The following is a 20,892-nucleotide window of genomic DNA, read 5'->3' as shown; positions in this document are numbered from 1 at the left end:
CTCCCGGGGCGAAAGGTGTCAGGAATCGGTCGGTGCGTTTCCAACGACGGGCGCGAGCTGGTCGCCGTCGAAGCAGGTGCGGGTGCCGGTGTGGCAGGCGACGCCGATCTGCTCCACCTTCACCAACAGGGTATCTCCATCGCAGTCGAGGGCCGCGCCCTTCACATACTGCGCGTTGCCGGATGTGTCCCCCTTGCGCCAGTACTCGCCGCGGGACCGCGACCAGAACGTGACTCGGCCCTCGGTGAGGGTCCGCCGCAGCGCTTCCTCGTCCATCCACCCCATCATGAGCACCTCGCCGGAGTCCCACTGCTGGATGATCGCCGGCACCAGGCCGTCGCGGTTGAAGGCGACCCTGTCGATGATCGCGCGATCCACGGATCCGGTCACGAGCGGACCTCCATTCCTGCCTGCACGAGTTCGCGCTTGACGTCCCCGACGGTCATCTCTCCCGAGTGGAAGACGCTCGCCGCGAGAACGGCGTCCGCTCCGGCAGCGATCGCGGGGACGAAATCGGTGACCGCGCCGGCGCCGCCCGAAGCGATCACGGGCACGGAGCTGATTGCGCGCATCAGTCCGATGAGCTCCAGGTCGAAGCCGGCCTTGGTGCCGTCGGCGTCGATCGAGTTGACCAGAAGTTCCCCAGCCCCAAGCTCGATCGCCTTCGCCGCCCAATCGAGCGCGTCCAGCGTGGTCTCGGTTCGACCGCCGTGGGTCGTCACCACGAAACCGGATGGGGTGGCGGCCGATCGCTTGACGTCGAGCGAGAGCACCAGCACCTGCGCACCGAACCGGTCGGCGATCTCGGCGACCAGCGCGGGACGCGCGATGGCGGCACTGTTCACGCCGACCTTGTCCGCCCCGCTGCCGAGCAGGCGCGCAACATCGTCGGTGCTGCGGACTCCCCCGCCGACCGTGAGCGGGATGAAGACCTGTTCGGCCGTCGCCCGCACGACATCGTAGGTGGTCGACCGGTTGTCGACAGTGGCGGTCACATCGAGGAACGTGAGCTCGTCGGCGCCCTGTTCGTAGTAGGAGCGCGCGAGTGCTACCGGATCGCCCGCATCGCGCAGGTTCTGGAAGTTGACGCCCTTGACGACCCGGCCGTCGGCGACGTCGAGGCACGGGATGACCCTCACCGCGAGCGACATGTCAGATCCGCGCAGCGTGTATGGGCGTGACCAGAATGGCCCGGGCGCCGAGCTCGTACAGGTCGTCCATGACGTGGTTCGTGCTGTCGCGTTTGACCATCGCTCGAACGGCCACCCATTCCGGGTCGCGCAGCGGGGAGACCGTCGGCGACTCGATTCCGGGGGTCAGTGCGACAGCCTGCTCGAGCAGGCGTGCGGGCAGGTCGTAGTCGATGAGCACGAACTGGCGGGCGACCATGACGCCCTGGAGTCGTCGGAGCAGAGTGTCGATGCCCGAGGCGTTCGTCGGTGAGGAGATCAGCACCGCTTCGGATTCGAGGATGACGGGCCCGAAGATCTCGAGACCCTGTTTGCGTAGCGTGGAGCCGGTCTCGACGACATCGGCCACCGCATCCGCCACGCCGAGCCGCACGGCGGACTCGACTGCTCCATCGAGACGGATCAGGTCGGCCGTGACGCCGTTGGCGGCGAGGAAGTCGCCGACGAGGCCAGGGTAGCTGGTGGCGACCCGCTTGTCGGCGAGGTCTTCGAGATCGGTGAAGACACCGGTCGGGCCGGCGAACCGGAACGTCGACGCCGCGAAATCGAGCGCCGCGATCTCGGCCGCCGCCGACCCGGAGTCGAGAAGGAGGTCGCGTCCGGTGATGCCGACGTCGAGAGCTCCGGACCCGACATACGTTGCGATGTCGCGCGGACGCAGGTAGAAGAACTCGACGCCGTTGCGGGGGTCGGCGACGATCAGCTCCTTGGGGTCGCGGCGGCCGACGTAGCCGGCCTCGTGCAGCATCTGGGCCGCGGTCTCGGACAGGGAACCTTTGTTGGGGACGGCGATCTTGAGCATGGACAGGCCTTCGGGGTCAGTGAATTCGACGGTGTGTGAACGGGTCACAGATGTCGGTACACGTCTGCCGTGGTGAGCCCCTTCGCCAGCATGAGCACCTGGAGGTGATAGAGCAGCTGCGAGATCTCTTCCGCTGTGCGGTCGTCGGTCTCGTACTCGGCGGCCATCCAGACCTCGGCGGCTTCTTCGACGATCTTCTTGCCGATCGCGTGCACGCCCGCATCGAGCTCACGGACGGTTCCCGAACCGGCGGGCCGGCTGGTGGCCTTGTCGTTGAGCTCGGCGAAGAGGTCGTCGAAGGTTTTCACCAGTACAGGCTATCGGTTCCCGGTGAGGGCGACCGCCCGGTGGGGATGAGCGCTCGGAAGGCACGCGCCCTCGTCAGAGGTGTGCGGCCGCGGTATCGCGCAGCAGGCTGATCTGCGCGGCGGGGTCGTCGGCGCGGAAGACGCTGGAGCCGGCGACGAAGGTGTCGGCTCCGGCCTGGGCGGCCGTGACGATGGTCTCCTCGGTGATGCCTCCGTCGACCTGGAGCCAGACGTCGAGGCCGCGCTCCGCGACCACCGAACGCAGTTGCCGGAGTTTCGGCATCGTCTCCGGCATGAAGCTCTGGCCGCCGAACCCCGGCTCGACCGTCATGACCAGGACCTGGTCGAACTCGGGAAGCAGTTCGAGGTAGTCGTCAGCCGCGGTTCCCGGCTTCAGCGCGATCCCCGCACGGGCGCCCATCGAACGAAGCCGGCGGGCCAGTCCGACCGGGTCGGTGGCAGCCTCCGCGTGGAACGTCACCGAATACGCGCCCAGCTCCGCGTAGCCCGGCGCCCACCGCTCGGGGTCGCTGATCATCAGGTGCACGTCGAGCGGAATTGCCGAGACGTCCTGGATGCGCCCCACCATCTGCGGTCCGAAGGTCAGGTTGGGCACGAAATGGTTGTCCATCACGTCCACATGCACCAGGTCCGCCGTCGCGATCTTTCCCAGATCGCGCTCCATGTTGACGAAATCGGCGGCGAGGATGCTGGGGTTGATCCGGGCGGGCATGCCTTTCAGCCTAGTGAAGCGCACACCGTGCACCGCTCAGGTCGCGGGACGTTTCGTCAGCAGGGCGATGAACATCGCGTCCGTTCCATGGCGATGCGGCCACAGCTGCACCTGGGTCGGGTCGCCGGCGAGGTCGAGGCGCTCGACCGTGAGTTCCTGGAGCACAGTCGCGGTTTCGAGCGCCTCGGCCGCGTCGCCCCACCGCCCCAGGGCATCCGACACGGACAGCCGCGTCTCGGCGATGTGCGGCGAGCAGGTCACGTACGCGAGCACGCCGCCCGGCTTGAGCGCGGCGAAGGCACTGTCGAGAAGTTCCGCCTGGAGCTTCGTCAGGTCGGCGACGTCGCGCGGGGTCTTGCGCCAGCGGGCCTCGGGCCGGCGACGCAGCGCGCCGAGGCCCGTGCATGGCGCGTCGAGCAGGATGCGGTCGAAGCGCTCAGTGTCGGATTCGCCGATGGTCGTGCCGTCGCGTTCCCAGACCTCCACGGACTCCGGAACGGCGGCCAGGGCGCGGCGGACCAGATCGGCGCGGACCGGGACGAGTTCGTTCGCGATCAGGGTCGCGCCCCCCGCACGGGCCTCGGCTGCGAGGAGCGCAGCCTTCCCGCCGGGACCGGCGCACAGGTCGAGCCACACCTCGCCTTCCGCGATGTCACGGGCCCGGCTCATTGCCAGTGCGGCGAGCTGCGAGCCCTCGTCCTGCACCCGGACGCGGCCATCGTGCTCCTCCACGATCCCTTGCGGGTCGCCGCCTCCGGAGGTGAAGCCGAACGGCGAGAACCGGTCGACGGCGGCGTCGTAGGGCACGTCGGCGAGGCCGGGAAGGGCGATCAGGTTGACGCGCGGAGCAGAGTTGTCCGCGCTCAGCAGCTCTTCGAGCTCTTCCCCTCGGCCTTCCGCCTCCAGGGCGCGTCGCAGCGCGCGCACGACCCAGACCGGATGCGAGTGGACGGCGGCGAGCTCGTCGTCTGCACTGGACGCAGCCGAGACGATCCGCTCCCGCCACTCGTCGGGAGTGTGCCGGCTGATCTCCCGCAGCACTCCGTTGGTGAAGCCGGTCGCGGACCGCGATCCGACCATCCGGGCGAGCGATACCGACTCGTCGACCGCGGCGTGCGTAGCGACGCGCATGGAGAGCAGCTGGTGGGTGCCGAGTCGCAGCACGTCCAGGATGGGCGGGTCGATACGGTCGATCGGCCGCCCGGCAGCGCGCGCGATGACGCGGTCGTAGTAGCCCTGCATCCGCAGGGTGCCGTACGTCAGCTCGGTCGCGAGCCCCGCATCCGCTGAATCGAGGGATGCGCGGGCGATGCGCGCGGGAAGGAGCAGGTTGGCGTAGGCATCCGATTCGCGCACGGCGGCGATGACGTCGTAGGCGACCCGTCTCGCGGGCTGGACGCGTGGGCTTCGTTCGCTCATGCGAGGACGACCTCCGCGGTGTCCGCGAGACCGCGCCACCAGTCCGCGGCGGGCATCGGCCGCTTTCCGGCGGGCTGCACCGTGACGAGTTCGAGCGGATGGGTTCCGGTGCCAACCAGAACGCGCTTGTCCACGAGTGCCGGTCGCCCTGGAGCCAGAGGCGCTTCTTGGGGAGCGAGGACCGCTTCGAGGATCTTGAACCGCTGGTCGCCGAGCATCACGAACGCACCGGGCTCCGGTGTCACGCCACGGATGCGATCGAACGCGGTCGGGGCGGCACTCGACATATCGATCCGGGCGTCGTCGATCGTCAGCTTGGGTGCCAGCGTCGGGTTGCCGGCCTGCGGGGAGGCGTGTGCAGTGCCGTCTGCGATCGCATCCACCGTCGCCGCGAGAAGATGCGCTCCGATGCCGGCCAGGGCGTCCAGGACGTCACCGGATGTCTCGGCAGGTCCGATCGCGCGGGTGACCTCGGCGAAGACGGCCCCGGCATCGAGCTCGGGGACGAGCTGGAAGACGGATGCGCCGGTGACGGCATCACCTGCGATCACGGCGTGCTGGACCGGTGCCGCGCCCCGCCAGCGCGGGAGGAGCGAGAAGTGCAGGTTGATCCACCCGTGGTGCGGCAGGGAGAGGAGTGGCTCGCGCACCAGTCCCCCGTAGGCGACGATGACACCGAGATCCGGTCGCAGCTCCGCGATGCGTCCGGTCACGGAGGCGTCGAGCCGGTTGGCCTTGATCGTCGGCAGGCGGAGCTCCTGCGAGGCGCTCGCGACCGGCGACGGCGTCAGGATGCGTTTGCGGCCGACCGCAGCATCCTCGCGTGTGATGACGGTGGCGATCTCATGGGGCCCGTCGGCGAGCTCGTTCAGCGCGGGGACGGCGACGGCCGGAGTGCCGGCGAAGACCAGCCTCATGCGTGCCCGACCCGGAATGCGGTCGTCAAGGTTCTGCGGTTCATCGATCCAGTCTCTCGCAGCCGGCGGGGATGCGCGAACCGGCTGCGGCGTCTGGCGAGACTCGGGCGAGCAGCATGGTCGGCGAACCCGGCTACCCGATCTCGGGATCGTCGAAGCGCACTCTGAGCGCCGGCGCCGGCCGGAAGCCGCCCTTGCCCGCGGGCGCGCGGCGGCGGCGGGTGGCGTTCCGCACGATCGCGGCGCGCACTGCGGCGGCGACCGCTGCTCCGTGGGCGTAGTCGAACCGGAGGATGGTCCGCACATTTCCTTCGGCGAGCGGGGCTGGGCCGAGAACATCGATGAGAAGAGCAGGGTCGACCGCTGCCGCTGCCTCGTCGACGACGTCCGCGGAACCGGTGAGGGAAGCGAGCCGTACCGCAGGCGGAAAACGGAGCGCACGCCTGTCGACCAGCTCCTGCCGCGCGAAGTCGACCTGGCGCCACGTGGCGAGGTCGCGCGCGAGCACTCCGCCCACCCCGACGAGCACTGTCGATGCGCCCGGCGCGGCCAGCGCCGCGGCGTTCGACCACCAGCGCATGCAGTCCTCGGTCACGCGCAGCGTCTCGCGTGCGAGCATCCGCTCGCCGTCGAGGAGGAGGATCGCGTGGTACCCGCCGGCCGCGATCGGCTCGGCACCCCGCGTTGCGACGATCAAGGCCGGAGCCGATCCGATGGTCTGCAGTGGATGCTCGCCGTCGGCGACCACGATCCGAACCCCGGGAAACGCGCGGCCCAGTTCTTCGGCCGTGCGGCCTGCACCGACGGTCACCATGCGGAACCGTGCGTGCTCGCAGTTCTCGCACCGCCAGTCCGTGGCGAGGGCGCCGCACCAGCCGCACGCCGGGGTCGCCCCGGAGCGGGCCTGCCCGAGGGGGCCCTCGCACCGATTGCAGCGGGCAGCCTGGTTGCAGTTCGCGCAGGCGAGCAGTGGCGCGTAACCCGGCCGAGCCACCTGGACGAGCACAGGTCCGGACTCCAGCGCCGATCTGGCCGTCTGCCAGGCTGTCGAAGGGATGCGCGCCGCACGGACCGCCGCATCGTTCGCGGCCTGGTTCGCGGTCGGGACCACCTTCGGGCTGATCGCGCGGTCCGGCGCGACGTCGAGCAGCCAGCCGACTTCGACGAGACGCTGCACCTCCACGCTCCGGCTGTGCGCCGCGAAGATGAGCGCGCATCCTTGCAGCTCCTGCCGGACGAGCGCCGCGTCCCGCGCATGCACGTACGGGCTGAGCGGCTCGGCGTGCAGCGGATCCCCGTCATCCCAGACCGCCAGGAGGCCCAGGTCGGATGCAGGGGCGTAGACGGCGGACCGGTTGCCGATCACGATCCGGGGCGATGACAGGGCGGCGAGGAACGCGCGATACCGCTCCGGGTTGGACTGGCGAGCATCCGCCCGTACCACTGCCTCGGGCGGTACGATCGCCCCGAGTGCGGCAGCGAGTTGATCCTGGTCACGATAGTCGGGAACGACGACGATCGAGGAGCGACCGGCGGACCAGCAGACCGCCGCAGCTGTCGCCAGGGTGACCGCCCACTCGCCGACCCACGAGCCGTCGGGAAGCTCGGCGAGTTGAGGCCGGGCCTGGAGGGCGATTCGCTGACCGTCAGCCACCGCGCTCTCGATGCGACCGGCTTCGTAGCCGCGAACGGCCGGCGCAGCGAAAGGCACGCTGGCCGGGCTCTCTTCACTGCGTGTCGCGAGCCAGGTCTTCTCGACGCGCACCTGGCGGCCGGGGACCGCCAGCCTGACGACATCGTTGGCCGTGCCTGCGCTGCGGTCGGCGACCCTGCGGGCGAGTGCCCACACCTCCGGCGACAGCACCGGTACCGGAGAGACGACCGCGTCGATGTCGCTGAGCGTCCCCTCGAACTCCTCATCGGGGAACTCGATCAGGTAGCCGTCCGCGATGCGCCCCGCCGTGCGCAACGGGACCTTGACGCGGACACCCGGGGCAGCATCCGCCAGGAGTGCTTCGGGCACCCGGTAGTCGAAGAGATGATCGAGTTGGGGCAGCGCCGAGTCGATCAGTACGCGGGCGACCCTGCCTGCCGCCGTCACGCCTACAGTCCCGCGGCGGAGCGCAGGTCGTCGACCTTGTCGAGCCGCTCCCAGGTGAAGTCGGGAAGCTCACGGCCGAAGTGTCCGTACGTCGCCGTCTGCGCGTAGATCGGACGAAGAAGGTCGAGCGAGCGGATGATCGCTGCCGGCCTCAGGTCGAAGACCTCGCGGATCGCCCTGATGATCCGCTCGTCAGGGAGGACGCCCGTTCCGAAGGTCTCGACGTAGAGCCCGACCGGAGCCGCCTTGCCGATCGCGTAGGCGACCTGCAGTTCGAGCCGGTCGGCGAAACCTGCGGCGACGGCGTTCTTGGCGACCCAGCGCATCGCGTAGGCGGCCGAGCGGTCCACCTTCGACGGGTCCTTTCCGCTGAATGCTCCCCCGCCGTGCCGGCTGGCGCCGCCGTACGTGTCGACGATGATCTTGCGGCCGGTGAGACCGGCGTCGCCCTTCGGGCCGCCGATCTCGAAACGGCCGGTCGGGTTGATGAGCGTGCGAACGTGCGAGGAGTCGAGGCCGGCGCCGTGCAGGACGGGATTGATGACCTCTTCGATGACTTCGGCCTGCAGCGTCTCGGAGCCGATGCTCGGTGCATGCTGCGTCGAGAGCACGACGGTCTGCACCGTCTTGGGCACGAAGCCTTCGTAGCCCACCGTCACCTGGGTCTTGCCGTCGGGGCGGAGATAGTCGAGTGTGCCGTCTTTGCGGACCTCGGCGAGGCGCTCGGCGAGGCGGTGTGCCAGCCAGATCGGCAGTGGCATGTACTGGGGGGTCTCCGTGGTGGCGTAGCCGAACATGATGCCCTGGTCACCGGCGCCCTGGCGGTCAAGGTCGTCCCCGCTCTGCTCGGCGCGGGATTCGAGGGCGTTGTCGACGCCCTGCGCGATGTCCGGCGACTGGGCGCCGATCGAGACCGAGACGCCGCAGGAGCGCCCGTCGAAGCTCACTTCGGACGAGTTGTAGCCGATGTCGACGATGCGGTCGCGCACCAGGGTCGGGATGTCGACGTACCCGCTCGTCGTCACCTCACCGGCGACGTGCACGAGCCCCGTCGTCACTAGTGTCTCGACGGCGACCCTGCTCGCAGGGTCCTCGGTGAGGAGGGCGTCGAGGATGCTGTCCGAGATCTGGTCGCAGATCTTGTCCGGGTGGCCTTCGGTGACCGATTCGGAGGTGAAGAGGCGCAGTTCAGTCATAGTTGTCCCATGTTCGGGCCCATCCACATCTGGTTTGCGTTAGGCGATGACGTCGAGGATACGATCGGCCACCGACAGCTTGGTGCCGGAGGCCTCCATCACTATATCGCCGCCTCTTTTCAGCACGACGACCTCATTGCTTTCTGTGGCGAAGCCGTGTGACCAGCCGACGTGGTTGAGGATGAGGAAATCGGATCCCTTGGCCTGGAGCTTGTTGCGGCCGAGCTCGACCAGCGCCGACGGGTCCTGCTCGGTCTCGGCTGCGAAGCCGACGACCGTCTGGCCTTCCCGCTTGGCGGCGGCGAGTCCGGCGAGGATGTCGGGGTTCGCAACGAGCTCAAGAGTCAGCCGGTCGCCGACGTCGGACTTCTTGATCTTGTCCGACCTCACTTCGGCCGGTCGATAGTCGGCGACGGCGGCCGCCATCACGACGATGTCGGCCGTTCGGGCGGCCTCGGTGACGGCATCACGGAGCTCGTTCGCCGTTCCGACCTCGATCAGTTGGACGCCCTCCGGCGGCGGGACTTCGAGATGCGCTGCGATGAGTGTGACATCGGCACCACGGGCCTTCGCGGCGACGGCGAGGGCGATGCCCTGCCGGCCGCTCGAGCGATTGCCGAGGAACCGGACAGGGTCGAGCGGCTCACGAGTGCCGCCCGCCGTGATGACGATGCGCCGGCCGGCGAGGTCGTCTCCGCCACGCGTCGGCCGGATGAACTCGCCCGCCCGGCGCCGTTCGGTGAGCGACACGACGGCTGCCGGCTGGGCAGCGGCTGCGGACGCGATGGCCGGAGCGCTCTCGGATGGCGTGGTCTCACGCCCGACGGCGGCGAGGGCCGCGTGCACGATGGTGGCGGGCTCCTCCATGCGACCCGTCCCCGAGTCCCTGCCGGTGAGTTGGCCGACGGCGGGCCCGACGACGATCACCCCGCGTTCCCTCAACGTGGCGATGTTCGCCACCGTGGCCGGGTTCTGCCACATCTCGGTGTGCATCGCCGGAGCGATGACGAGCGGAGCCGTGCTTGCGAGGACGGTGTTGCCGAGAAGATCGTCGGCGAGCCCGACCGCCAGCTTGGCGATGGTGTTGGCCGTGGCAGGCGCTATGACGATGAGATCGGCGGACTGGCCGATGGCGACGTGCCGCACCTCGGCCACGCCTTCGTAGAGGTCGGTCGCGACCGGGTTGCGGCTGATGGCCTCGAGTGTCGGCCTGCCGACGAAACGGAGTGCCGCCTCCGTCGCCACGACATGCACCGAATGGCCCTCAAGGACGAGGCCTCGGATGACGCTGACGGCCTTGTACGCGGCGATGCCGCCGGTTACTCCGACGACGATGGTCAGTCGAGTGCTCACAGCGGCATCCCCTCAGGAAATCGAACGGCTCAGGATGAGGGCCTCTCCGGTCGGCCCGTCGACGCCGCTACTCGACGATCGGCTTGATGACCAGCTTGTCCTCGTTGATCTCGTGAAGCGCAACGGAGAGCGGCTTGTCGTCGATGGTCGAGTCGACGAGCGGCCCGACGTTGTCGAAGAGGCTGCCTTCGTGGAGGTCGGCGTAGTAGTCGTTGATCTGGCGTGCCCGCTTGGATGCGAAGATCACCAGTGCGTACTTGGATTCGACTTTGGCGAGCACATCGTCGATCGGCGGGTCGATGATGCCTTTGAGGTTGGTTGCCATACGTGTGCTGCTCCTTGGTAGAGGTCTGGTCGTCGATCGACGGACGCTGTGAGACGCGCACAGCGAGGCGTCTCGGCCGGACGCGGCGACGGCTATGCGCGCGACGGCGCCGTGCGGATCTTCATCAAGTCTACGACCTCGCGAGCCGCCTCGGCCACGTCGCTGTTCACGACCCGGTAGTCGAACTCGTCCTGGGCGGCCAGTTCGACCTTCGCCGTCTCGAGTCGACGCTGCTGTTCCGCGGAGTCCTCGGTGCCCCGGCCGATCAGCCTGCGCACGAGTTCTTCCCACGTGGGCGGCAGCAGGAAGATGAGCCGGGCCTCCGGCATCGCGGACCGGACGTTGCGCGCGCCCTGCAGGTCGATCTCGAGCAGGACGCTGCGCCCGGAGTCGAGCGCCCGCTCGATCGGCGCACGTGGCGTGCCATAGCGGGAGGCGTTGTGGACGGTCGCCCACTCGAGGAGCTCACCGGCCGCGATCATGCGGTCGAACTCGGCGTCGTCGACGAAGTAGTAGTTGACGCCCTGGACTTCGCCCGGACGGGGCGGTCGCGTCGTCGCCGACACCGAGAGGAGGACGTCGGGATAGTTCTCGCGGATGAAGCCGGCGACGCTGCCCTTGCCCACTGCGGTCGGGCCGGCGAGCACGACGAGTCGGTTGGGGCGCCGCCCGTGGTTGGCGGCCTCCCGGTCGACCAGGTACTCGCGCAATCGCACACGCTGGTGCTTGCCCAGACCACCGAGACGCTTGGCCGGGGAGATCGCCAGCCGTTCGAGCGCCTCGTGCATCTTGGTCGTGCCGATCGCCGGAACGCTGAGCAGGAACTCGGTTACCCGGAGGCGGCCTTCCGTGCCCTCCGGCTCCTCAGCGGACTTGTCGAGAACGGTCAGCGACGAGATCTCACCGTTGGCGATGGTGGTCTTGACGGCCGCGCGGGCACGACGCGCCGCGATCGCCGCGCGTGAAGCGGCCACGCGATCGACGTCGGGCGGGGTCGGGCGATTGCTGCGCTCAGCCACGATCGGACCCCAGTTCGGCGCGGACGAGCCCGGCGCGTTCTGCGACCACCTGGCCGACGCGGTCAGGACCCGCGGACAGGATCGCGCGGGACTCGCTGACGATGGTCGCTGAGGCGTACGAGCCGAAGCGCGCGCGCGCATCCGACAGCTTCGCGCCCTGATGGCCGAAACCGGGAGCGAGCACCGGTGGTGGATTGACCCCGGCGGCAGCGGCTGTGTCGATGCCGTATCGCGCGAGATCGAGGGTCGCTCCGAGGACGACACCGATGGAGCCGAAGGGATGCGCCGACTGGGACTCGTTGAACGCCTTCACACCATCGATGATGGCACGGGAGACCGTCGGTCCGCTGGCGTTCTCCACAGGGACGACGGCCCGCTGGATCGATTCCGCTTCCGGGTTCGAGGTCGCCGCCAGGACGAACAGGCCTTTGCCGTTGGCCTCGGCCAGTTCCATCGGCGCCGCGATCGAGCCGACGCCCTGGAACGCGGAGATGGTCATCGCATCCGCTTCGAGTGGCGCGCCCGGGGTGAGCCACGCCTCGCCGTAAGCCTCGACGCTCGTGCCGATGTCGCCGCGTTTGGCGTCCGCGATGACGAGGATGCCCGCAGCGCGTGCCGCTGCGAGGACATCTTCGAGTGCGGCATAGCCTGCCGCACCGTACCGCTCGAAGAAGGCCACCTGCGGCTTCACGATGCCCGCGCGGCCGGCGACAGCGTCCACGACGCGCAGCCCGAACTCGCGTGTTCCGGAACCGGACTCGTCGAGCCCCCACGCGCGCAGCAGGTGCACGTGCGGATCGATGCCGACGCAGAGGCGGCCGAACTCGTCGAAGACCGACGCCAGCCGGTCTCCGAACGAGGTCGCTCCAGCGGTCACGCGCGCTCCGCCCGGTCCAGTGCGTACTGCTGCAGCGATCGCACCTCGAAGCCTTCGCGGATGGCGTCGATCGACGCGACGGCGGCGCTGAGTTCGGCGATCGTCGTGAACAAGGGCTTGTCACCGGCGACGGCCGCAGCGCGGATCTCGTAACCGTCCGCGCGGGCCGAGCGGCCGCTCGGCGTGTTGATCACGACATCCACTTCGTTGCGGTTGATCAGGTCGACGATCGACGGCGCTTCACCGTCGGGTGCGTCGCTGAACTTCCGGACGACACCTGCAGCGATGCCGTTGCGGTTCAGCACCTCGGCCGTGCCCTCGGTCGCGAGGATGTCGAAACCGAGTTGCTGCAGGCGCAGCACCGGCAGGATGATCGAGCGCTTGTCGCGATCGGAGACGGAGACGAACGCCGTGCCGCCGAGCGGCATCCCGCCATAGGCTGCGGACTGGCTCTTCGCGAACGCCCGCGGGAAGTCCTTGTCGATTCCCATGACCTCGCCGGTCGAGCGCATCTCCGGCCCGAGCACCGAGTCGACGATCTGGCCTTCGCGGGTCCGGAACCGCTTGAACGGCAGCACGGCCTCCTTGACCGCGACCGGTGAGTCCATCGGGATGACGGATCCGTCCTGCACGGGCAGCAGTCCCTCGGCGATCAGCTCGGCGACGGTCTCCCCCACCATGATTCTGGAGGCGGCCTTCGCCAACGGGATGCCGAGCGCCTTCGAGACGAAGGGCACCGTGCGCGACGCCCGCGGGTTGGCTTCGAGCACGTAGAGCACGCCGGCGCCGATCGCGAACTGCACGTTCAGCAAGCCCCGCACGCCGATGCCTTCCGCGATCTTCAGGGTCGCATCGCGGACGCGGTCGATCTCCTGGCGCCCGAGGGTCACGGGCGGGAGTGTGCAGCTTGAGTCACCGGAGTGGATGCCCGCCTCTTCGATGTGCTCCATGACGCCGCCGATGTACAGCGTCTCGCCGTCGTAGAGCGCGTCGACGTCGATCTCGATGGCGTCGTCGAGGAAGCGGTCGACCAGGAGTGGATGGGCGGGGCCGACGATCCCCTGGTTCGCGACGCGCTCGAAGTAGTCCGCGAGCGATGGGCTGTCGTAGACGATCTCCATCCCACGGCCGCCGAGCACGAAGCTCGGGCGGACGAGCACCGGGTAGCCGATCTGGTCGGCGACCGTGACGGCGCCGGCGTAGTCGTGCGCCGTGCCGTTCCTGGGTGCCAGGAGTCCGGCGTTCTCGAGGATCTCGGAGAACAGTCCGCGCTCCTCCGCGAGGTCGATGGCTTCCGGTGTGGTGCCGAGGATGGGCACCCCGGCCGCCTTGAGCCCCTTGGCGAGGCCGAGCGCAGTCTGGCCGCCGAGCTGGACGACCACGCCCACCAGTTCACCGGTCTGGCTCTCCGCATGGATGACCTCGAGCACGTCCTCGAGGGTCAGCGGCTCGAAGTAGAGGCGGTCGCTCGTGTCGTAGTCGGTTGAGACGGTCTCCGGGTTGCAGTTGATCATGATCGTCTCGAACCCGGCCGCGGAGAGCGCGAACGACGCGTGCACGCACGAGTAGTCGAACTCCACGCCCTGGCCGATGCGGTTGGGCCCTGAACCGAGGATGACGACCTTGCGGCGATCGCTCGGCTCGACCTCGGTCTCCAAATCGTAGCTCGAGTAGTGGTACGGCGTGAGCGCAGGGAACTCGCCGGCGCAGGTGTCGACGGTCTTGTATACGGGACGGACGTCGAGGATGTGACGGATCTCGCGCACATCCGCTTCGCCGAAGCCGCGGAGCTGGCCGATCTGCGCATCCGAGAACCCGTGGTCCTTGGCGTACCGCAGCGTGTCGGTGTCGAGGGTCTCGGCGGTGCGGACCAGTTCGGCGATGTCGTTGATGAGCACGATCTGATCGATGAACCACGGGTCGATCTTCGTAGCCTCGAAGACCTGCTCTATCGTCGCACCGAGGCGGAGCGCCTGCTGCACGTCGACGATGCGGCCGTCGGTGGGCGTGGCGATCGACTCGAGCAGCTGCTCCAGCGTGCGCTCCTCCGCTCCCCAGTGGAACGACGAGCCGCGCTTCTCGAGGGAGCGCAGGGCCTTCTGGAGTGCGCTCGCGTAGTTGCGGCCGATGGCCATCGCCTCGCCCACGGATTTCATCGTGGTCGTCAAGGTCGGGTCGGCAGCCGGGAACTTCTCGAAGGCGAACCGCGGGACCTTGACCACCACGTAGTCGAGAGTGGGCTCGAAGCTCGCGGGCGTGACGCGCGTGATGTCATTCGGGATCTCGTCGAGGCGGTAGCCGATTGCGAGCTTGGCTGCGATCTTCGCGATCGGGAAGCCGGTCGCCTTCGAAGCCAGCGCCGAGGAGCGGGAGACCCTGGGGTTCATCTCGATCACGATGACGCGGCCGTTCGCAGGGTCGACGGCGAACTGGATGTTGCAGCCGCCGGTGTCGACGCCGACGGCGCGGATGATGTCGATACCGATGTCACGCAGCTTCTGGTACTCGCGGTCGGTCAGCGTGAGCGCCGGCGCGACCGTGATCGAGTCGCCGGTGTGCACGCCGACCGGGTCGACGTTCTCGATCGAGCAGACGACGACCGTGTTGTCGGCCGTGTCCCGCATCAGCTCGAGCTCGTATTCCTTCCAGCCCAGGATCGACTCCTCGAGCAGCACCTCGCTGGTCGGGCTCTGGTGGATCCCATCGCCGACGATCCGCCGCAGCTCCTGCTCGGTGTAGGCGAATCCCGAGCCGAGGCCGCCCATCGTGAACGAGGGGCGCACGACAAGCGGATAGCCGAGATCCTCGGCGAAACCGACCGCCTCCTCGACCGTGTGCGCGATGTACGAGCGCGCGACCTCTGCGCCGGCCTCGATCACCAGGTCTTTGAAGATCTGGCGATCCTCGCCCTTCTGGATCGCTTCGAACTTGGCGCCGATGAGCTCGACATCGTACTTCTCGAGGATGCCGTGCTCGTGCAGCTGGATGGCCGCGTTGAGCGCGGTCTGGCCGCCCAGGGTCGGCAGGATCGCATCCGGCCGTTCCTTGGCGATGATCGTCTCGATGACCTGCCAGGTGATCGGCTCGACGTAGGTCGCGTCGGCGAAGTCCGGGTCGGTCATGATCGTCGCCGGGTTCGAGTTGACCAGGATGACGCGCACCCCCTCCTCGCGCAGGACACGGCAGGCCTGCGTTCCCGAGTAGTCGAATTCGCACGCCTGCCCGATGACGATCGGCCCGGAGCCGATGACCAGGACGCTCTTGATGTCTTCCCTGCGTGGCATTACTTCGCGTCTCCCTTGGTGCTCAGGACCATGTCCCTGAACCTGTCGAACAGGTAGTTGGCGTCGTGCGGTCCGGCGGCCGCCTCGGGGTGGTACTGGACGCTGAACGCGTTGAGGTCGAGGCAGTTCAGGCCCTCGACGACGTTGTCGTTGAGGCTGAAGTGGCTGACCTCGACCCGGCCGAAGCCCGCCGGAGACTCGATGACGCCCTCGATCGGGGCGTCGACGGCGAATCCGTGATTCTGCGAGGTGATCTCGACACGTCCCGTGGACTTGTCCAGAACGGGCTGGTTGATTCCACGGTGCCCGAACGGGAGCTTGTACGTTCCGAACCCGAGCGCCCGCCCGAGAAGCTGGTTCCCGAAGCAGATTCCGAAATACGGCACCCCAGCGCGAAGGACCTCCTGCAGGAGGGCGACGTGACGATCGGATGCGCTCGGGTCGCCGGGACCGTTCGAGAAGAACAGCGCATCGGGATTCAGGTCGAGCACGTTCCCCGCTGACACCATCTGGGGCAGCACGTGCACCTCGAACCCGCGAGCAGCGAGGTAGTTGAGCGTGGAGGTCTTGACGCCGAGATCGAGGACCGCCACCGATCCGATCCGCTCGCCGACCGCCGGCACAGTGAACGGTTCGGGCGTCGAGACCTCGGCCGAGAGGTTGAGACCCGCCATCTCCGTCCCGCCGCGTACGAGGTCGAGCTGCTCGCCGTCGCTCAGGTCGAAGTCGGAGCCGGAGAAGATCCCCGACCGCATGGCGCCCGCAGAGCGGATGTGGCGGGTGACGGCGCGGGTGTCGATCCCGCTGATGCCGACGACCCCCTGCGCGACCAGATCGTCATCGAGGCTCCGCGTCGCACGGAAGTTCGAGACGATCCGCGACGGTTCGCGCACGATATAGCCGGAGACCCAGATGCGCCGCGACTCCATGTCCTCGTCGTTGGTTCCGGTGTTGCCGATGTGCGGCGCCGTCATGAGGACGATCTGGCCCGCGTACGACGGGTCGGTGAGCGTCTCCTGGTACCCGGTCATGCCCGTGGCGAAGACCGCTTCGCCGAGGGTACGACCCACCGCGCCGTAGGCACGCCCGACATATCGTTTGCCGTCCTCGAGGACGAGGACCGCGGATTCGAAACCAGCCACCTCACACCTCCCTTTCGTTGGTCTGCTCTGTGCCTGTGCTCTCGGGCGCGGCAGGCGACTGCCCCGGCGCCGGAGCCGGCAGGATCTCTTTCACTGCGCCGATGAGCGACGCCCGTTCGGCCGGGTCGATGACCCGGAGGTAGCTGTCGACGCTCGCGCCGCCGCTGGTCGTCCAGGCGATCCAGACGAGGCCGTCCGTCTCGACCACCCGGTCGATCGCCCAGGTTGCGAGACCGATGCCGAGGAGAGCGGATGAGCGCACGAAGACCGCGCGGGCGCCCGTGATGGCCAGGGTGAGCCCATCCGGGGCGACAGTGACCGCAGCGCGTCCCCGGAAGCCGAGATCGGGCATGACGAGTCGCTCGAGCGGTTTGTCGTGGACCGTCGTCGCGACGTAGAGCGTCTCGATCTCGAGGGTCGGGAGCGCTGTCTCACCCTCGGGCACATAGCCGGAGCCGAGGCCCGCGTCGCGCTTCGCGCGCCTCCGCCAGGTGTAGACCATCAGGAACAGAACGAGTGCCGCCACGAGAACCGCGACGAGCGTGGGGCCGAGCCTATCCATCGATCCCTCCGGTCTTGAGTGCTGCGGAAGCGGCGACTTCGTCCGCCGGGCGCACCACGCCGTCGAGGACGGTCGGATAGCCGGAGTGGAACGTCGCGACCACGCGGCCAGGGAGTTCCATGGCGAGGTAGGGCGAGTTGACACCCTTGCCCGTGAGGTCGGCGGTGGAGAAGCTCCGGGTCGCCTGCGGGTCGTACAGGAGGAAGTCGGCGATGGCGCCCTCGACCAGTGGGCCTCCCTGGCCGGAGAACCGGCCGATCGCCGCCGGTGCCGCGGAGAGGACACGCGCGACATCCGTCCAGTCGAGGAGACCGTTCTGGACGACCGCGGCGTGGACGACGGAGAGCGCGGACTCGAGGCCGACCATCCCGAACGCCGCCGCATCCCACTCGCAGTCTTTGGACTCCACGGGGTGCGGTGCGTGATCCGTCGCCACGATGTCGATCGTGCCGTCCGCGAGTCCGGCACGGAGTGCTTCGACGTCCTCGCGGCGGCGCAGGGGCGGGTTGACCTTGAAGCGGGCGTCATAGCCGGCGGCCAGCTCCTCGGTGAGCAGGAGGTGGTGCGGGGTCACCTCGGCCGTGACGTCGATGCCCCGCGCTTTCGCCCAGCGGACGACGTCGACCGAACCGGCGGTGGAGACGTGACAGACGTGCAGTCGGGAGCCCACGTGCTCGGCGAGCAGGACATCGCGGGCGATGATCGACTCCTCGGCGACGGCCGGCCAGCCGGTGAGGCCGAGTTCACCGGACAGTGCGCCCTCGTTCATCTGGGCGCCCTCGGTCAGGCGCGGCTCCTGGGCGTGCTGCGCGATCACACCGTCGAAAGCCTTCACATATTCGAGTGCGCGCCGCATGAGGAGCGGATCCGAGACGCACTTGCCATCGTCGGAGAAGACTCTCACCCGTGCGCGGGAGTCCGCCATCGCTCCGAGCTCGGCCAGCCGCTGGCCCTCGAGGCCGACCGTCACGGCTCCGATCGGGCGGACGGTCGCGTAGCCTGCCCGGTCGCCGAGTGAGAGGACCTGCTCCACGACGCCGGCGGTATCCGCGACGGGCGAGGTGTTCGCCATGGCGAACACCGCGGTGAACCCTCCGGCCGCGGCTGCCCGGGTGCCGGTGAGCACGGTCTCGCTCTGCTCGAACCCCGGCTCGCGCAGGTGCGTGTGCAGGTCCACCAGGCCGGGAAGCGCGAGCAGTCCGGCGGCGTCGACGACCGTCGCACCTGCGGCGCTCACGCCGGTGCCGGATGCGGCGATCCGCCCGTTCTCGACGAGCAGATCGGTCGTGGAGCCATCAGCGAGTGTCGCGCCGCGGATGAGGTGGCGAGCGCGTGCGTTGTCAGTTCCCATTTACGAGTCCTCCCGATCTCCGGACAGCAGGAGGTACAGCGCGGCCATCCTCACAGACACCCCGTTCGCTACCTGTTCCCTGACGGTCGACTGCGGTGAGTCCGCAGCAGCGGCCGAGATCTCCAGGCCCCTGTTCATCGGGCCGGGGTGCATCACAATGCTATCGGGGCGCAGGCGTGCCAGCCGCTCGTCGTCGAGGCCCCAGCGGCGCGCGTACTCGCGGCTGTTCGGGAAGAATGCCGCGTTCATCCGTTCGGCCTGGATGCGCAGCATCATCATGACGTCGGGTCGGCCCGCGTCGATGGCTTCGTCGAGATCGAACCCGATCGCAGCGGGCCAGCCGCTCACATCGACCGGGAGGAGGGTCGGCGGGGCGACGAGCGTCACCCGGGCTCCGAGCGTCTTCAGAAGCCACACGTTCGACCGCGCGACGCGTGAGTGGAGGATGTCGCCGACGATCGTGACTGTCACGCCGTCGAGGTCATGCCCTCGCGATGCCGTGCCGTGCAGCCGCCGGCGCATCGTGAACGCATCGAGGAGCGCCTGGGTCGGATGCTCGTGCGTCCCGTCGCCGGCGTTGATGATGCCGGCATCGATCCAGCCGCTCGACGCCAGCGTGAGCGGAGCGCCCGAACTGTGGTGGCGTACGACCACGGCATCCGCCCCCATGGCGGCCAGGGTCTGCGCGGTGTCCTTCAGGCTCTCGCCCTTCGAGACGCTCGAGCCCTTCGCGCTGAAGTTGATGACGTCGGCAGACAGCCGCTTGGCGGCTGCTTCGAACGAGATGCGCGTGCGCGTCGAGTCCTCGAAGAACAGGTTTACGACGGTCTTGCCGCGCAGGGTCGGGAGCTTCTTGACTTCGCGGCCCTGCACATCCGCCATGTCCTCGGCGACGTCGAGGAGCCGGATCGCGTCCTCGCGACCGAGCCCCTTAGTGGACAGAAGATGCCTCATGCGCGGGCCTCCCCGGTGTCGTCGGGTGAATCGATGGTCACGAATTCGTCGCCGTCGACCTCGGCCAGGCGCACGTTGATGCGCTCGGAGGCTGCGCTGGGAAGGTTCTTGCCGACGAAGTCCGCTCGGATGGGCAGCTCACGGTGACCCCGATCGATCAGGACCGCGAGGCGTACCGCACGTGGCCGCCCGAGGTCGCTCAGGGCGTCGAGGGCTGCACGGATGGTCCGGCCGGAGAACAGCACGTCGTCGACCAGGACGACCGTCTTTCCGTCGATCGGGCCGGGCAACGAGGTGGGAGATGGAGCTCTGGTGGGATTGCGCGACAGGTCGTCCCGGTACATCGTCACGTCAAGGGCGCCGACAATGGACTCCCCCGTGCCGGGTTCGATCCGCTCGATGGATTCCGCGATCCGGCGCGCGAGCGCGACACCACGTGTCGGGATTCCGAGGATCACGAGATCGCGTCTCCCCCGGTTGGACTCCAGGATCTCGTGAGAGATCCGAGTCAACGCCCGGGTGATGTCAGCCTGCTGGAGCACAGTGCGCACCGTCATGCCGACCCCCTTTCCCGCCTCACAGGACGGCTCTTAAAGGATGTCTACCTCGAACGAGCATAGTGGGTCGGGCGGGATCGTGTCAGTGTGCCTCGAGGAACGCGGAGAACGCTGTGTCGTCCGTGATGCTCCCGCTGTACGAGATGCCGTTGACCAGCACGGTGGGAGTGCCCTTGATCTGCGTGATGTCGGCATCCTTGATCGGGCCAGCGAGCGCATGGCGGGTGATGGACTGCGCCCACGCCTGGTTCGCTCCAGTGGCGACGCACGACGAGATGTCCGGTACCCCGAGTGCGGTGGCCATGGACATTAGCTTCTTGTCCGTGAGGCCGTCGCTGCCCTCCTTGGGCTGGTTCTTGTACAGCGCAGTGAGGTAGTCGATTGTCGAATCGGGCGCCGACTCGGCGACGCAGGTCAGCGCGGCGGCGGCCCGGCTCGAATACGCCGTGCCGTGCGACGACGGGTCGAGGAAGGTGAGCGGGTGCAACCGCAGGCTGATGCTGCCGGCGGCGACCTCTTTCGCCAGCGTGGGGCCGTTCGTCAGCTCGAACTCCTGGCAGTACGGGCACAGCGGATCGAAGTAGACGTCGACGGTCTTCGCTCCGCTGCCGGCCCGGATGTAGCCGTCGTCGAACCGAACCGCACCGCTCGTGCCGGTCGGCACGGGAACTGTGGAGGTGGGCGTGCCGGCGGCCGTCGAGCAGCCGGCGATGCCGACGCCGATGGTGACGACGAGCAGCGCGCCGCCGACCGCCGCCAGAGAGCGGGTGAGCCGGTTGCGGCGTCGGGCCATGCGGATGCG

At 68.6% G+C, this 20,892-nt stretch carries 20 protein-coding genes; all 20 read right to left on the bottom strand.

Features of this window, described 5'->3' with window-relative positions:
• Positions 1 to 18: 18 nt before the first annotated feature.
• Positions 19 to 390, bottom strand: coding sequence for a phosphoribosyl-AMP cyclohydrolase (gene hisI / locus ACV7NN_RS01780; RefSeq protein ID WP_463347877.1), 372 nt, complete (start codon positions 388 to 390; stop codon positions 19 to 21).
• Entirely contained in the window at positions 387 to 1,151 is a 765-nt protein-coding gene (gene hisF, locus ACV7NN_RS01775; protein WP_463347876.1) for an imidazole glycerol phosphate synthase subunit HisF, read from the bottom strand. Before hisF ends, hisI begins: the two co-directional genes overlap by 4 nt.
• Position 1,152: 1 nt before the next feature.
• On the bottom strand, positions 1,153 to 1,992 hold the full coding sequence (gene hisG / locus ACV7NN_RS01770) for an ATP phosphoribosyltransferase (RefSeq protein WP_463351212.1): 840 nt from the start codon (positions 1,990 to 1,992) through the stop codon (positions 1,153 to 1,155).
• Positions 1,993 to 2,036: 44 nt separating this feature from the next.
• Positions 2,037 to 2,300, bottom strand: coding sequence for a phosphoribosyl-ATP diphosphatase (locus ACV7NN_RS01765; protein WP_463347875.1), 264 nt, complete (start codon positions 2,298 to 2,300; stop codon positions 2,037 to 2,039).
• A 73-nt stretch (positions 2,301 to 2,373) separates the two neighbouring features.
• Positions 2,374 to 3,033, bottom strand: coding sequence for a ribulose-phosphate 3-epimerase (rpe, locus tag ACV7NN_RS01760; protein WP_463347874.1), 660 nt, complete (start codon positions 3,031 to 3,033; stop codon positions 2,374 to 2,376).
• Between the two features lie 36 nt (positions 3,034 to 3,069).
• Entirely contained in the window at positions 3,070 to 4,452 is a 1,383-nt protein-coding gene (locus tag ACV7NN_RS01755; RefSeq protein WP_463347873.1) for an RsmB/NOP family class I SAM-dependent RNA methyltransferase, read from the bottom strand.
• Positions 4,449 to 5,369 carry a methionyl-tRNA formyltransferase gene (gene fmt / locus ACV7NN_RS01750; RefSeq protein ID WP_463347872.1) on the bottom strand — a complete coding sequence of 307 codons (921 nt, stop codon included), beginning with the start codon at positions 5,367 to 5,369 and terminating at the stop codon, positions 4,449 to 4,451. The genes ACV7NN_RS01755 and fmt overlap by 4 nt, the downstream gene beginning before the upstream one ends.
• 133 nt (positions 5,370 to 5,502) lie before the next feature.
• On the bottom strand, positions 5,503 to 7,470 hold the full coding sequence (locus ACV7NN_RS01745) for a primosomal protein N' family DNA-binding protein (protein ID WP_463347871.1): 1,968 nt from the start codon (positions 7,468 to 7,470) through the stop codon (positions 5,503 to 5,505).
• Positions 7,471 to 7,472: 2 nt separating this feature from the next.
• Positions 7,473 to 8,666: a methionine adenosyltransferase gene (gene metK, locus ACV7NN_RS01740; protein WP_463347870.1), complete on the bottom strand. Its 1,194-nt coding sequence runs from the start codon at positions 8,664 to 8,666 to the stop codon at positions 7,473 to 7,475.
• Between the two features lie 39 nt (positions 8,667 to 8,705).
• Positions 8,706 to 10,007 (bottom strand): bifunctional phosphopantothenoylcysteine decarboxylase/phosphopantothenate synthase, encoded by a 1,302-nt coding sequence (locus ACV7NN_RS01735; RefSeq protein ID WP_463351211.1) that lies wholly within the window; start codon positions 10,005 to 10,007, stop codon positions 8,706 to 8,708.
• A gap of 79 nt (positions 10,008 to 10,086) precedes the next feature.
• The gene (rpoZ, locus tag ACV7NN_RS01730; RefSeq protein WP_463347869.1) at positions 10,087 to 10,344 is read right to left on the bottom strand and encodes a DNA-directed RNA polymerase subunit omega; all 258 of its coding nucleotides are present in this window, start codon (positions 10,342 to 10,344) and stop codon (positions 10,087 to 10,089) included.
• Between the two features lie 92 nt (positions 10,345 to 10,436).
• Entirely contained in the window at positions 10,437 to 11,363 is a 927-nt protein-coding gene (gmk, locus tag ACV7NN_RS01725; protein ID WP_463347868.1) for a guanylate kinase, read from the bottom strand.
• On the bottom strand, positions 11,356 to 12,240 hold the full coding sequence (gene pyrF, locus ACV7NN_RS01720; protein ID WP_463347867.1) for an orotidine-5'-phosphate decarboxylase: 885 nt from the start codon (positions 12,238 to 12,240) through the stop codon (positions 11,356 to 11,358). Before pyrF ends, gmk begins: the two co-directional genes overlap by 8 nt.
• The gene (carB, locus tag ACV7NN_RS01715) at positions 12,237 to 15,524 is read right to left on the bottom strand and encodes a carbamoyl-phosphate synthase large subunit (RefSeq protein ID WP_463347866.1); all 3,288 of its coding nucleotides are present in this window, start codon (positions 15,522 to 15,524) and stop codon (positions 12,237 to 12,239) included. The genes pyrF and carB overlap by 4 nt, the downstream gene beginning before the upstream one ends.
• Positions 15,524 to 16,666, bottom strand: coding sequence for a glutamine-hydrolyzing carbamoyl-phosphate synthase small subunit (gene carA, locus ACV7NN_RS01710; protein WP_463347865.1), 1,143 nt, complete (start codon positions 16,664 to 16,666; stop codon positions 15,524 to 15,526). The genes carB and carA overlap by 1 nt, the downstream gene beginning before the upstream one ends.
• A gap of 1 nt (position 16,667) precedes the next feature.
• Positions 16,668 to 17,228 (bottom strand): PH-like domain-containing protein, encoded by a 561-nt coding sequence (locus ACV7NN_RS01705; RefSeq protein ID WP_463347864.1) that lies wholly within the window; start codon positions 17,226 to 17,228, stop codon positions 16,668 to 16,670.
• Positions 17,221 to 18,579, bottom strand: coding sequence for a dihydroorotase (locus tag ACV7NN_RS01700; RefSeq protein ID WP_463347863.1), 1,359 nt, complete (start codon positions 18,577 to 18,579; stop codon positions 17,221 to 17,223). Before ACV7NN_RS01700 ends, ACV7NN_RS01705 begins: the two co-directional genes overlap by 8 nt.
• Positions 18,580 to 19,533: an aspartate carbamoyltransferase catalytic subunit gene (locus ACV7NN_RS01695; protein WP_463347862.1), complete on the bottom strand. Its 954-nt coding sequence runs from the start codon at positions 19,531 to 19,533 to the stop codon at positions 18,580 to 18,582.
• Complete coding sequence (pyrR, locus tag ACV7NN_RS01690) at positions 19,530 to 20,090, bottom strand: bifunctional pyr operon transcriptional regulator/uracil phosphoribosyltransferase PyrR (protein WP_463347861.1); 561 nt, start codon at positions 20,088 to 20,090, stop codon at positions 19,530 to 19,532. Before pyrR ends, ACV7NN_RS01695 begins: the two co-directional genes overlap by 4 nt.
• 82 nt (positions 20,091 to 20,172) lie before the next feature.
• Positions 20,173 to 20,883: a DsbA family protein gene (locus ACV7NN_RS01685; RefSeq protein WP_463347860.1), complete on the bottom strand. Its 711-nt coding sequence runs from the start codon at positions 20,881 to 20,883 to the stop codon at positions 20,173 to 20,175.
• Between the last annotated feature and the right edge of the window lie 9 nt (positions 20,884 to 20,892).

The organism is Leifsonia sp. Ger2509, from assembly GCF_055231915.1.
This window is presented reverse-complemented; position numbering and strand designations above follow the sequence as displayed.

Excerpts from the sequence above, each read along its gene's own strand:
- hisF (WP_463347876.1), bottom strand. The coding sequence starts at position 1,151 with ATGTCGCTCGCGGTGAGGGTCATCCCGTGCCTCGACGTCGCCGACGGC.
- hisG (WP_463351212.1), bottom strand. The coding sequence starts at position 1,992 with ATGCTCAAGATCGCCGTCCCCAACAAAGGTTCCCTGTCCGAGACCGCG.
- rpe (WP_463347874.1), bottom strand. The coding sequence starts at position 3,033 with ATGCCCGCCCGGATCAACCCCAGCATCCTCGCCGCCGATTTCGTCAAC.
- ACV7NN_RS01755 (WP_463347873.1), bottom strand. The coding sequence starts at position 4,452 with ATGAGCGAACGAAGCCCACGCGTCCAGCCCGCGAGACGGGTCGCCTAC.
- fmt (WP_463347872.1), bottom strand. The coding sequence starts at position 5,369 with ATGAGGCTGGTCTTCGCCGGCACTCCGGCCGTCGCCGTCCCCGCGCTG.
- metK (WP_463347870.1), bottom strand. The coding sequence starts at position 8,666 with ATGACTGAACTGCGCCTCTTCACCTCCGAATCGGTCACCGAAGGCCAC.
- rpoZ (WP_463347869.1), bottom strand. The coding sequence starts at position 10,344 with ATGGCAACCAACCTCAAAGGCATCATCGACCCGCCGATCGACGATGTG.
- carB (WP_463347866.1), bottom strand. The coding sequence starts at position 15,524 with ATGCCACGCAGGGAAGACATCAAGAGCGTCCTGGTCATCGGCTCCGGG.
- ACV7NN_RS01705 (WP_463347864.1), bottom strand. The coding sequence starts at position 17,228 with ATGGATAGGCTCGGCCCCACGCTCGTCGCGGTTCTCGTGGCGGCACTC.
- ACV7NN_RS01700 (WP_463347863.1), bottom strand. The coding sequence starts at position 18,579 with ATGGGAACTGACAACGCACGCGCTCGCCACCTCATCCGCGGCGCGACA.
- ACV7NN_RS01695 (WP_463347862.1), bottom strand. The coding sequence starts at position 19,533 with ATGAGGCATCTTCTGTCCACTAAGGGGCTCGGTCGCGAGGACGCGATC.
- pyrR (WP_463347861.1), bottom strand. The coding sequence starts at position 20,090 with ATGACGGTGCGCACTGTGCTCCAGCAGGCTGACATCACCCGGGCGTTG.
- ACV7NN_RS01685 (WP_463347860.1), bottom strand. The coding sequence starts at position 20,883 with ATGGCCCGACGCCGCAACCGGCTCACCCGCTCTCTGGCGGCGGTCGGC.